Source organism: Williamsia muralis, from assembly GCF_051487485.1.
In the GTDB taxonomy this organism is placed as follows: Bacteria; Actinomycetota; Actinomycetes; order Mycobacteriales; family Mycobacteriaceae; genus Williamsia; species Williamsia muralis_B.
Window position 1 is genome coordinate 230,603 of sequence record NZ_JAHVCV010000003.1, and the last position, 12,359, is coordinate 242,961.

The 12,359-nt window shown below is 65.3% G+C and carries 10 protein-coding genes; 7 read left to right on the forward strand and 3 right to left on the reverse strand.

The genetic code is table 11. From position 1 onward, the window contains the following. Nucleotides 1-11: 11 nt before the first annotated feature. A complete protein-coding gene (locus KXR83_RS09445) occupies nucleotides 12-1,334 on the forward strand; it encodes a M16 family metallopeptidase (RefSeq protein ID WP_437424626.1) in 1,323 nt (440 codons plus the stop codon). 28 nt (nucleotides 1,335-1,362) lie between these two features. Then, entirely contained in the window at nucleotides 1,363-3,216 is a 1,854-nt protein-coding gene (locus KXR83_RS09450) for a putative nucleotidyltransferase substrate binding domain-containing protein (protein WP_437424627.1), read from the forward strand. Here the strand turns inward: KXR83_RS09450 and ald are convergent. Then, nucleotides 3,177-4,331, reverse strand: a complete 1,155-nt coding sequence (gene ald, locus KXR83_RS09455) for an alanine dehydrogenase (RefSeq protein ID WP_437424628.1) — start codon at nucleotides 4,329-4,331, stop codon at nucleotides 3,177-3,179. The two genes, KXR83_RS09450 and ald, sit on opposite strands and share 40 nt — an antisense overlap. A gap of 124 nt (nucleotides 4,332-4,455) precedes the next feature. Between ald and KXR83_RS09460 the strand changes: the two genes are divergently transcribed. Further along, nucleotides 4,456-4,944 carry an Lrp/AsnC family transcriptional regulator gene (locus tag KXR83_RS09460; protein ID WP_437424629.1) on the forward strand — a complete coding sequence of 163 codons (489 nt, stop codon included), beginning with the start codon at nucleotides 4,456-4,458 and terminating at the stop codon, nucleotides 4,942-4,944. Here the strand turns inward: KXR83_RS09460 and KXR83_RS09465 are convergent. After that, nucleotides 4,900-6,144 carry an NAD(P)/FAD-dependent oxidoreductase gene (locus tag KXR83_RS09465; RefSeq protein ID WP_437424630.1) on the reverse strand — a complete coding sequence of 415 codons (1,245 nt, stop codon included), beginning with the start codon at nucleotides 6,142-6,144 and terminating at the stop codon, nucleotides 4,900-4,902. The genes KXR83_RS09460 and KXR83_RS09465 overlap by 45 nt on opposite strands. Continuing rightward, nucleotides 6,141-6,491: a bifunctional 3-phenylpropionate/cinnamic acid dioxygenase ferredoxin subunit gene (locus KXR83_RS09470; RefSeq protein ID WP_437424631.1), complete on the reverse strand. Its 351-nt coding sequence runs from the start codon at nucleotides 6,489-6,491 to the stop codon at nucleotides 6,141-6,143. Before KXR83_RS09470 ends, KXR83_RS09465 begins: the two co-directional genes overlap by 4 nt. A 161-nt stretch (nucleotides 6,492-6,652) precedes the next feature. On the opposite strand from KXR83_RS09470, the gene KXR83_RS09475 reads away from it, so the two are divergent. From KXR83_RS09475 to KXR83_RS09490, 4 genes are all read left to right on the forward strand, one after another. Then, on the forward strand, nucleotides 6,653-7,432 hold the full coding sequence (locus KXR83_RS09475) for an IclR family transcriptional regulator (RefSeq protein WP_437424632.1): 780 nt from the start codon (nucleotides 6,653-6,655) through the stop codon (nucleotides 7,430-7,432). A gap of 126 nt (nucleotides 7,433-7,558) precedes the next feature. After that, entirely contained in the window at nucleotides 7,559-10,030 is a 2,472-nt protein-coding gene (locus tag KXR83_RS09480; protein ID WP_437424633.1) for a GcvT family protein, read from the forward strand. A gap of 50 nt (nucleotides 10,031-10,080) precedes the next feature. After that, nucleotides 10,081-11,178: an N-methyl-L-tryptophan oxidase gene (solA, locus tag KXR83_RS09485; protein WP_437424935.1), complete on the forward strand. Its 1,098-nt coding sequence runs from the start codon at nucleotides 10,081-10,083 to the stop codon at nucleotides 11,176-11,178. After that, on the forward strand, nucleotides 11,175-12,356 hold the full coding sequence (locus KXR83_RS09490; protein WP_437424634.1) for an aromatic ring-hydroxylating oxygenase subunit alpha: 1,182 nt from the start codon (nucleotides 11,175-11,177) through the stop codon (nucleotides 12,354-12,356). The genes solA and KXR83_RS09490 overlap by 4 nt, the downstream gene beginning before the upstream one ends. Nucleotides 12,357-12,359: the final 3 nt, after the last annotated feature.

Genomic DNA, 12,359 nt, shown 5'->3' on the forward strand with positions numbered 1-12,359 from the left:
ACGCAACAGGTTTGACCTCGTCGCGGCCGAAGTCCGCGTCGACCGCAAGCCACCGGGCAGTACGGAGATCCGTGCTGCCCGGCGGGCTGCGGGTGGTCACCGAACACATTCCGGGGGTCCGGTCCGCATCGGTCGGCCTCTGGGTGGCGGTCGGTTCGCGTGACGAGAAGCCGTCGGTTGCCGGCGCTGCACACTTTCTCGAGCATCTGCTGTTCAAGTCGACGCCGACGCGAACGGCAGCGAGCACGGCGCAGCAAATCGATGCCATCGGCGGCGAGCTCAACGCCTTCACCGGCAAAGAGCACACCTGCTACTACGCGCACGTACTCGACGAGCATCTGGCCACGGCCATCGACATCGTCGGTGACGTCGTCCTGCGCGGTCGTTGCCGCGCCGAGGACGTCGAGGTCGAGAGGACCGTTGTGCTCGAGGAGATCTCGATGCGCGACGACGATCCCGAAGACCTGCTCGCGGATCTGTTCATGACGGCGATGTACGGGGACCATCCGATCGGACGGCCGGTGATCGGGTCGGCAGAATCGATCACCGACATGACCCGAACACAGATCAAGTCGTTTCACGGTCGTCGGTACACACCGGACAAGATGGTGCTGTCGGTCGCCGGAAACGTCTCACACGCCGACGTTCTCGCAGCCGTTCGGTCCACCTTCGCCGGTCATCTCGGCGGCGACGCCGCGCCCGCCCCGATTCGGGTGGGAAGCAAAACGATCGGTGGCATGCCATCGCTCGAGTTGTCCTATCGCGACACCGAACAGGTACACATCCTCCTCGGTGTTCGCGCGCCTGGCAGGGGCAATCCGGATCGATGGGCACTGTCGGTGCTCAACACCGCGCTCGGGGGCGGGCTGAGTTCTCGGCTCTTCCAGGAGATCCGGGAGTCGCGAGGTCTGGCGTATTCGGTCTACTCGTCGGTTGATTCGTTTGCCGACATCGGGGCGTTCTCCGTCTATGCCGGTTGTTCGCCCGACCATCTGGCCGAGGTCGTCACCGTCACCGGAGAGATCCTGTCCCAGGTTGCCCGCGAGGGCATCACCGAGGAAGAACTGGTGCGCGCAAAGGGTTCGTTGATCGGCGGCATGGTGCTGGGGCTCGAGGACTCTCAGTCCCGGATGCATCGCAACGGACGCGGCGAGATCAACTACGGCAAGCAACTCTCCGTCGAACAGACGCTCCGCAAGATCGAACGGGTCACCGTCGCCGACACGAGCCGGGTGGCAGGCGAGTTGCTGAGCCGGCCCATGGGGGCCGCGGTGGTCGGTCCATACCGCTCCCGTCGGCAGTTGCCGAAGTCACTGACCGGCCTGATCTGCTGATCGGGCCCCGGCCTGGCACGATGAGGCAATGGTCCAGATCGCGGAGTTCCTTGCCGCCTACCCGCCGTTCGACTCACTCGACGAGTCGGAGATCGCACGGATCGCTGCGTCGTCGCGGCTCGAGCACCACGAGTCCGGCAGCCAGATCATGGACGGATTCAGTCGGCCGGTCGAGGAACTCGCCGTTGTCGTAGCCGGCCAGGTGGAACTGTGGAACTCGCCCGATCACAAACCCGATGGCCCGGACGAGATCCTCGGGCCAGGCGGGGTGTTCGGCTACTCGGCAATGTTGACCGGATCGTCGATCGGGCCGCTGGCCATCGCGGCGGGCCCGGTCCAGGTCTGTCGCGTCCCCAATCATGCTGTGCGTGCGGTCTTCTCGTCCCTTGCGGGCGCTGAGTTCCTCGCCCGCAAGCTCACCGTCGCGCAACGCACCGACTCGTTGTCGATCAACGACTACGGCACCGTGGACGAGTTGATCCGCACGGCCCCGGTGGTTGGGTCCGGATCGATGACCGTGCGCGAGGCCGCATCCGTCATCACCGAGCACCGCAGCGGATACATTGTGATCCCCTGTGACGACGGGCGTTTCGGTGTTCTGACCGACCGCGACATCCGCGCCCGTGTGGTTGCCGCCGGAGCAGATCTGCGGACCCCGGTGCACGAGGTGATGACCTTCCCCGCGATCACCGCCGTGACCAATGCGCCCGCTTCCGACGTACTCGTCAACATTCTGGAGCACGATCTGACCTGTGTCCCGGTGGTGGATCCGGGCGGAAAACTCCGGGGAGTTGTTCTGCCCGGTGACTTCGTCAACGCCCCTGCGGGTATCAGTGTTGCTCTGCGAGAACAGATCACGCGCGCCGACTCGATCGATACCCTGCAGGACCGGGGCAAGCGGATGCGATATCTGGTGGCCGACCTCTTGCGACGTGGACGGCCGTCCTTCGAGGTCACCGCCGTTCTGTCGGTGGTCACCGATGCCGTGGTGCGCCGTGCCCTCGAAATCGTCTTGAGTGGGCACCCGGAATTGGACCCCGCCGCCCTCACCTGGCTGTCGCTCGGCAGCAATGCGCGCCGGGAACCGGTTCTCAGTTCTGACGTGGACAGTGCGGTCTCGTTCGCCGAATCGGTGAACGACCCGGAGTCGATAGCGGCGTACCGCGCAGCGTTCGCCGAGGTCGGTGACGTCTTGCGCGGCTGCGGTCTCAGCATCGACAGCAACGGCGCGTCGGCAGAGATGCCACTGTTCTCCCGCACCCACAGTCAATGGCAGGAAGCGGCTCAGCAGTGGCTGATATCGCCCCTGGACAACAAGGGCATGATCCTGGCCTCCCTACTACTCGATGGCCGGCCCATCTGGGGTGATCCCGGTGTCACGGCCGTGTCCGAGGTGTTCGGCAACGTGCGGTCGCATCCTGGCACCATGCGACTGCTGCTTGCCGAATCGTTGTCGTACCGAGCGAAACTCCGCTCGATGCGCGACGTGTTGTCGCGGCGCGGTGGAACATTCGACATCAAGTCCCACGCGTTGATCCCCGTGATCAACATCGCCCGGTGGGCTGCGTTGAGCGTGCAGAGTCCGGAGTTGGGTACGCGCGCACGGCTGGGCGCCGCAGCAGGTAGCCCGATGCTGACCGAGGACAACGCCAACACACTCATCGAGGTGTTCGAGGTCTTGCAGAAGATCCGGCTGACCTACCAGGTAGCCCAACTCGACAGAGGGGAGAGGGCCACCGACGTGCTCACCATGTCCAGACTGTCACCGCTGGACCGCAGTCTTGTCGGACAGGCCGTGCGAGAGGTGTCGGCGGTCCAGCGGCGGATGGAGAACATGTCGCACTACTTGTCTGTCCGGGAATTCGTCGACCCCCCTGCGTGAGCGGAATCGTCGAGGGGCGATGTGCCCAGGGCGATCTGGAGATCGGCGGCCACGTGCGGGCAGAGCATCTCACCGCGGTGGGTGCTCAAGCCCTTGGCGAGTGCGGTGTCGCGACGCAGCGCCTCGGTCCATCCGAGGTCGGCCAGCTTCAGCACGTACGGCAGGGTGGCGCCGGTGAGCGCCATCGTCGAGGTCCGGGCGACCGACCCCGGCATGTTGGCCACGCAGTAGAACACCGAGCCGTGCACCATGAACGTCGGGTCGTCGTGTGTGGTCGGTCGTGAGTCCTCGAAGCATCCACCCTGGTCGATCGCGATGTCGACAAGGACCGATCCTTCTCTCATCTCCGACACCAGCGTGTTGGAGACCAGCACAGGGGCTTTCGCGCCGGGGACCAGAACCGCGCCGATCACGAGATCGGCGTTCTTGACCGCCTCACCGAGCGCGAGCGCGGTGCTATACCGAGTGTGTACGCGACCGGAGAAGCGGGCGTCGATCGCGCGGAGCTTGGCGATGTCGAGGTCGAAAACGGTCACCGTCGCCCCCATGCCCATTGCGATGGTTGCGGCGTTCACGCCGCTGACCCCGCCTCCGATCACCACGACGTCGGCGGGGGCGGTACCAGGGACCCCGCCCATCAACACACCACGTCCGCCGGCCGACCGCATCAGGTGATAGGCGCCGACCTGCGGGGCCAGCCGACCGGCGACCTCGCTCATCGGTGCCAGTAGCGGGAGCGAACCGTCCGCGGCCTGCACGGTCTCGTAGGCGATGGCAGTGGTACCGGATTGGAGCAGGGCGTCGGTGCACGCCCTGCTCGCCGCGAGGTGCAGGTAGGTGAAGAGCACCTGACCTTCTCGCATCAGCTCGTATTCGGGTGCGATGGGTTCTTTCACCTTGAGCAGGAGTTCGGCCTGGTCCCATACGGCTTTGGCGGTGCCCAATATCTGTGCGCCTGCCTCTTTGAAATCGGTGTCGGAGATGGCCGAGCCGGCGCCGGCGTTCTGCTCGATGATGACCTCGTGGCCTCGTCGAGTCAGTTCGGCCACTCCTGCCGGGGTCACCGCGACCCGGTATTCGTTGTTCTTGATCTCGCGTGGGATTCCGACACGCATGACGTTCTCCTTGTGATTGAGGTAGGTCCAAGCGTGAAACTTGTTCGATTCCGGCGCAATATATGTGAAGATAATTCTCTGGAGTCGGGGTAGTTCCGACAATTCTTCGATCTTGGAGGTTCGCGTGACACCTGAGCCGAATATTGTTCGACCGCGGGCGGCCGGGCTGGATGACGTCGATCGCAAGATCCTGGCGTTGCTTCAAGCCGATGCGCGTATGTCCAACAGTGCGCTGGCTGCCGAGGTGGGCATCGCCGCTTCGACCTGCCACGGCCGGATTCGCCGGTTGGTCGACATAGGTGTGGTGCGCGGGTTCTTCGCCGACATCGATCCGGCTGCCGTGGGGCGACCGCTGCGGGCGATGGTTGCGGTGAGTCTGCAATCGGACGCGCGCGGCCAGATCCGTCGCTTCGTGGCAGAGATCGGTGTGCACGACGAGGTGATCGACGTCTTCTTCCTCGCAGGTACTGACGACTACTTGCTCCATGTGGCCACCGCCGACACAGAGACGCTCCGTCAGTTCGTGGAGATGCTCAATTCGCGTCCCGAGGTGGCCGGGACGACAACGTCATTGGTGTTCGAGCACCTGCGCGGTTCGGCGCCGATCTTCTGAACGGTCGATCTGTTTGCGTAGCCGGGTGAAGGTGCGACCACCGCCCGCCGCGACCACTCCCACGGGGTCGTCGACGTCGCCGTACACCGCCACGAAGCGATCCGACTCCAGATCGCCTTCGATGATGCTGGGCGATTGCCCTGCGGGGATGGTCCCGCACACCTGAAGCCTCAGATCGTACTGGTCCGACCAGAAGTACGGCGCCGTGTACTTCGGTGGAGGCAGGCGCAGCAGCGATCGCGCCGCTCGTCGTGCATGATCGAGTGCCGCTGCCCAATGTTCCTGTCGCACATGGGCAGCCGTGACGGGGTTGTACACGCGCGCGCAGTCTCCGACCGCGTACACGCCGGCCACTGCGGTGGCGCACTGTGCGTCGGTGAGGAAGCCACGGTCGATCGCAATCCCGGATGCGGCAGCCCACTCGGTGTTGGGGAGGGCTCCGATTCCGATCACCACCGTGTCTGCCGGTAGTTCGGTGCCGTCGGCGAGTGTTACCGACTTCACCCGGGTGGTTCCGTTGATCGTCTCGATCGCCGTCCCGGTACGCAAGGTCACCCCGTGCCTGGCGTGCACGGTGTGTAGCCAGTGCGCCAGGCGCGCACCGAGCAGGGCCGCACCGGGGGCCTCGGACGCCTCGACGATGGTCACCGACATGCCCGCTGCTGTTGCACTCGACGCCGCTTCACATCCGACGAAACCGGCACCGATCACAACCATGCGACCACCGCGCCGCATGGATTCCCGGAGCTCGAGCGCATCGTCGAGGGTTCTGAGGGTGTGTACGCCCGGCATGTCTGCGCCGATCAGGGTGCGCGGCCGAGCGCCGGTCGCCACCACCACGGTGGCTGCGTTGACCGAAGTACCGTCGTCGAGCAGTACATCGTGCCCGGCCGCGTGATGGTCGATGCCGATCGCCGACGATCCCAGGCGCCACCGGAACGCGGTCAGGTCCTCGTCGTCGGTCAGGCCGACGGGTGCGCTGGTCACGCCTTGGCACAGAACAGCTTTCGACAGCGGCGGCCTGTCATAGGGCAGATGGTCCTCCGCCCCGATGAGGGTGATCTCGCCGGTGTGCCCGAGTGCGCGTAATTCCCGGGCGGTCGACAGACCGGCAAGCGAGGCCCCGACGATCGCCACGGAGGCGGTGGACGGGTCTGCGAGCGATGGTTCGGCCGTGGCGTCCGATGGCGTCCCGCTCACGCGCCGTCGTGCCCGGAGAGCTGCAGGTAGATCCGGCCGTCGTCGACCAGGGTCTGATGAGTGCGGACAGCAATCTTCGCCGGTGGTCCCGACGGCAGTCCGGTCCGGAGGTCGAAGCAGGCTTCGTGCAGCGGACACTCCACCGCGCAGCCTTCCACCCAGCCGTCGGCCAGCGACGTCTCCTGGTGGGTGCAGGTGTCGTCGATCGCGAACACCCCGCCTTCGGTGTGGAACACGGCGATGGGTGGTTGACCCGGGGGAGTGACCCGTACGACCTCTCCGGCCGGCAGCGCGTCGAGAGTGGACACAAGATAGTGATGAACGGCCTGGTCAGGAGTGATTGTCATGGCAGCCTCGATGAAGTCGGTATGCAGCTCATACCGAGTAAGTTGCGTTAGACGCAACTGAGTTCGGTATGCGCAACAGCGTCGCATCCGGCGAACCGTCAGTCAAGCCGACCGGCCGGTTCCGGCGGAGTCCCGACAGCGCCGCATTAGGCTGAGCGACGATGACTGAAGCCGAGAGTGAAACCCGTCCCGCATCGATCCAGTCGGTGGACCGCGCCCTCCAGGTGCTGGAGATCCTTGCCCGCCAGGGTCAGGGCGGGGTGTCGGATATCGCCGACACCCTTGGAGTCCACAAGTCGACGGTGTCCCGGATCGTCTCGGTCCTCGAGGCGCGAGGGTTCGTCGAGCAGTTGTCCGATCGTGGCAAGTACCGGCTCGGCTTCACGATCGTGCGGTTGGCCGGGGCGACGATGGCGACCCGCGATCTCGGCAAAGAGAGTCGTGAGATCTGCGAGGCACTTGCCGACGAGGCCGGGGAAACGGTGAATCTGGCGATCCTGGAAGGTGATCGGGCCATCAACATCACCGAGGCGAGCGGTCCGCTCGGGATTGCGCTGCGAACCTGGGTCGGGCAGAGTTCGCCCGCGCACGCGACATCCAGCGGCAAGGTCCTCCTCGCCGCCGTGCCGGAAGGGCGGTTGGGGCAGACTCTCGGTGACGAACTCGAGCGGTTCACCCCTCGCACCATCACCGACCTGACCGAGTTGCGCGAGCAGCTGCAACTGATCTCCGCGCGCGGGTGGTCCTGCGCAGTCGAAGAACTCGAGGACGGCCTCAATGCGATCGCTGCGCCGGTTCGTGACCACACCGGCGATGTCATTGCCGCGCTGAGTATCTCCGGACCCAGCTTTCGGCTCACACCCGAGGTGATGGATGCGTTCTCGGCGCGGTTACGTGGTGCGGCGCTGGACGTGAGCCGGAGGCTCGGCTTCCCGGGCTGAGCTGCCCGATTGGCCTGCCCACTTGACACATGCCTGGGGCGGCTTCACCATTTGTTGCGTAGGGCACGAACGCGTTGCGTAATACGCAACGCTCGGGCCGTCTCGCCGCAAACGTTTGGAGCCCGGGTGGTGCAACCGCGATTTCTGATCATCGGTGCGGGTGTGGTCGGATCGGCCTTGGCCGATGAGCTGACAGCGCTGGGGTACACAGAGGTGACCGTCCTCGACCGCGGCCCACTCGACCCTGGTCAGACACCGATGACAGGTGGGTCCAGTTCGCACGCACCCGGATTGGTGTTCCAGACCAATCCGTCGCGGACCATGGCGGAGTTCGCCCACTACACGGCCACCAAGCTCAGGTCGCTGAACACAGCGGACAGCCTGTGCTTCAACACTGTCGGAGGGCTCGAGGTTGCCACCACGCCGGAGCGACTGGCCGATCTGCACCGGAAGGCGGGCTGGGCGCGGGTCGAGGGAATCGAAGCCACGGTTGTCGATGTCGACGAGTGTGTGCGGCTCCATCCGCTGATCGACCGAGACATCGTTCTGGGCGGCCTGCACACGCCCGCCGATGGTCTGGCCGGTGCCCCCGCCGCGATCGGGATGCAGATGCGGCGGGCAATCGACCGGGGCGCAACGTTCTTCGGTGGCCAGCAGGTGATCGAGATCAGCCAACGGGCTGGTGTGGTCACCGGTGTCCGCACCACCGAGCGCACGTTCGAGGCCGACGTCGTGGTCTCGTGTGCCGGGTTCTGGGGCGCCGAACTCGGGAACCTCGTCGGACTGCGGGTACCTCTGGTCCCGATGGGGCACCAGTACGCGAAAACCACTGCGCTGCCTGTCCTTCGGGATCATCGTGATCAATCGAGAGGCCACGCCGACGCAAGCCTGCCCATTCTGCGGCATCAGGACGCCGACCTCTACTATCGCCAGCACGGCGAGGCGATGGGCATCGGCTATTACGGGCACCGTCCGATGCCGGTGGACATGACCTCTCTCGACGAATTGACCGCGGCCCAGCCGATGCCCTCGATGCTGCCCTTCACCGATACCGACTTCGCTCCTGCCTGGACCGAGTCGATGCGTCTTCTGCCTGCCCTCGCCGATGTCGGCGTGGGCGAGGGGTTCAACGGCATCTTCTCGTTCACCCCGGACGGGGGCCCGATGATGGGCGAACATCCCGAGCTGTCCGGATTCTGGGTGGCGGAGGCGGTGTGGGTGACGCATTCGGCCGGTGTGGCCAGGACGATGGCCCGGTGGATCACAGAAGGAACCCCTGACCTCGATCTCCACGGTTGTGACCTCGCCCGGTTCACCACCGCGCAGCTGTCGGCCGATTACGTGGCCGACACGAGTGCACAAGCTTTCGTCGAGGTGTACGACATCATCCATCCCCGTGACCAACGCTCCGTGCAGCGCGGCATCGCCACGAGCCCGTTCCATGCGAGGCACGTGGAGGCGGGCGCGGTGTTCCACACGGGCCGCGAGTGGGAACGGCCGGCCTGGTTCGAGAGCAACGCGGGCCTGGTCGACGGCGACGTCCCATACCCGCACGACGGTTGGGCCGGCCGGAACTGGTCGCCGATCGTGCAGGCCGAAGCCCTCGCAACCCGCCGCCGGGTGGGCTTGTACGACATGACGTCGCTCATGCGGATCGAGGTCACGGGTGCCGACGCAACGAACTTCCTCGACAAGATGCTGACCCGTACGGTGCGGCGACCGATCGGGACGGTGATCTACGCGCTGCTCTTGGACGAGTCCGGTGGTGTCCGCAGTGATGTGACGGTTGCCCGGTTGGGCGAGAACACCTTTCAACTCGGTATCAATGGACCGATGGACATCGACTGGCTGCAACGGCATCGAGCCGATGCCGACGTCACCGTCACCGACATCACCGCCGCCACCTGTTGCGTGGGTGTCTGGGGGCCGCTGGCCCGTGAACTGGTGGCGCCCCTGTGCTCAATCGATCTGTACGACACCACACTCGGTTACTACCAGGCTGCACGCGCGACCATCGGCGGCATTCCGGTGACCATGATGCGTATCTCCTACGTCGGCGAGCTGGGCTGGGAGATATACGCCGACGCCGCCCACGGCGAATTGTTTTGGGACACATTGGCAGAGGCGGGAGAACCACTCGGTGCGGTGTGGGCAGGGCGCGGGGCGCTCGACGTGTTGCGCCTGGAAAAGGGGTACCGCGCCTGGGGCGCCGACGTGGATGCCGAGATGTCTCCCGAGGAAGCAGGTTTGTCCTTCGCGGTGGGAAAGAAGCACGACTTCCTCGGCAGGCACGCGCTCGAGGTGAGGGTGGTGCGCTCGAAGCTTCACACCCTCGTTGCTCGAGACCCACAGGCGATCGTCATGGGCGGCGAGCCGGTGACCGCGACCGGTCAGGTGGTCGGCTTTGTCACCTCGGCCGCCTTCTCCGCACTGTTGAGCCGGACGATCTGCTATGCCCGACTGGCGCCGCACTTGTCTGCCGGAGACACCGTCGCCGTGGAGTACTTCGGGGAGCTCCTCGACTTCGACATCACCGAACCGGTGCTTGTCGACCCAGAGGGAGCACGTGTCAAAGGTCTGATCGGAGTGAACAATTGAGTGACCGCAGCGCGGGGAGCTACGACGTCATCGTCCTGGGTCTGGGCGGGATGGGATCATCGGCCGCCTATCACCTGGCGCGTCGAGGTATGCGGGTGCTCGGGCTCGAGCGGTTCGCGCCTGCGCACGACAAGGGGTCCAGCCATGGCGGATCCCGGATCATCCGGCAGTCGTATTTCGAGGATCCGGCCTATGTGCCACTGCTGCTGCGATCGTACGAACTGTGGGAGGAGCTCAAGCAGGACAGCGGTATCGACGTCTACTCGATCACCGGTGGTCTGTTCATCGGCCCACCCGACTCGATGACGTTCTCCGGCTCACTGCGGGCATCGGAGCAGTGGGGCCTGGACCACGAGGTACTGACCGATCGTGAGGTGCACCAACGCTTTCCGGCCTTTGAGCCGCCCGCGGGGCAGTACGCACTCTATGAGCGGATGGCGGGTTTTGCACGACCGGAGTTCACCGTCCGAGCGCACATCGGGCTGGCACAGCAGGCGGGTGCCGACCTCCACTTCGGAGAACCGGCGCTCACGTGGACCGACGACGTCGACGGGGTAAGCGTCCACACCGAGGCCGGTACCTATCACGCCGCGCAGCTCGTCGTGTGCCCGGGCGCGTGGGCGCCGAAAATATTGTCGGACATCGGGATCCGGATCAAGATCGAGCGACAGGTCATGTACTGGATCGATCACTCGCCGGGGTCGCCGCCGATGGACGGCGGCCCGATCTACATCCAGGAGAACGACACGGTCGAGCAGATCTACGGATTCCCGCCGATCGACGGTCCTGCAGGCGGAGCAAAGGTGGCGTTCTTCCGCAAGGGAACCGAATGCACACCGGACACGATCGACCGGGAAGTCCACCCGGATGAGCGCAGGGACATGGTGGACCGGGTCGCGCAGCTGCTTCCAGGGTTGAGCGGCCCGGTTCTGGACACGGCCACGTGCATGTACTCGACAACTCCGGACGAGCACTTCGTCATCGCCCGCCACCCGCTGCACACCAACGTCGCGGTCGCCTGCGGATTCTCGGGCCACGGCTTCAAGTTCGTACCAGTGGTCGGGGAGATACTCGCCGATCTGGTCGAGCACGGCACCACCGATCATCCCATCGCCCTGTTCGATCCGGCCAGACTGGCAAGCGCATGACCGTCACCGAGCCGGCGGATTCGCTGGCGTCGGAGCGGCATGCCCCCGACCCCTCGTCTGCGTCTTCGGGACCGGCGTTGATTTCCACGCTGCCAGGCGACGCCTACACCGATCCGGGCTTCTTCGCGGCCGAGCAGGAACGGATCTTCGAGCAGATGTGGTTCTGCGCCGTGCTCGCCGCCGATGTGTCCACCGTCGGTGCGTTCCGCACCGTTGTGGTCGGTCGAGAAAGCGTGTTGGTCGTCCGGGGTCGGGACGGGACACTACGTGCGTTCCTCAACAGTTGCCGCCACCGCGGTGCACTCATCTGTGACCAGCCCGAGGGGCAGGTGCGGCGCAACCTGCAGTGCCCGTATCACGCTTGGACCTACGGGTTGGACGGAAAACTCGTCGCCGCACCCAACCTGGCCGATCTCGGTGACATCGACCGGGCCGCCTACGGTCTGATTCCGGTCGCTGCCACGGAGTGGCTCGGCTACCTGTGGGTCTGTCTGGCCGACAACCCGCCGTCGTTTGCCGACGAGGTCATCGGCGCCGTGACGGACAGGCTCGGGAGCACCGAGTCGATCGAGCGATACGAGGTCGATCAGTTGGTGCTGGGCCGACGTGAGCGGTACGAGGTGGCCGCGAACTGGAAGCTCATCATCGAGAACTTCATGGAGTGCTATCACTGCGCCACCATCCACCCGGAGTTGACCGAGGTGCTGCCGGAGTTCGCCGACGGTCTGGCGGCCCAGTACTACGTGGGCCACGGCGCACTGTTCGGCGAAGATGTCGAAGGATTCACCGTCGACGGTTCGCCCGGCCACGGGACGTTGCCGGCGTTGTCGGCTGGGCAAGATCGCCGGTACTACGCGATCACGGTGCGGCCGCAGGTGTTCATCAACCTCGTCCCCGACCATGTGATCGTGCACCGGATGTACCCGGTGTCGGTCGACGCGACGGTTGTCGAATGCGACTGGCTCTATCGGCGAGAAGTGGTGGATTCAGGTGCGGACCTGGACAAGTCGGTCGAGTTGTTCCATCGGGTCAATCTCCAGGACTTCGCCGCCTGTGAGCGCACTCAGCCGGGCATGTCCTCTCGTGCCTACCGCCGCGGCGGCGTACTGGTTCCCGCCGAGCACCACATCGGCGAGTTTCATGATTGGGTACGTACGGAGGTCGATCCGGCGTCATAGTTG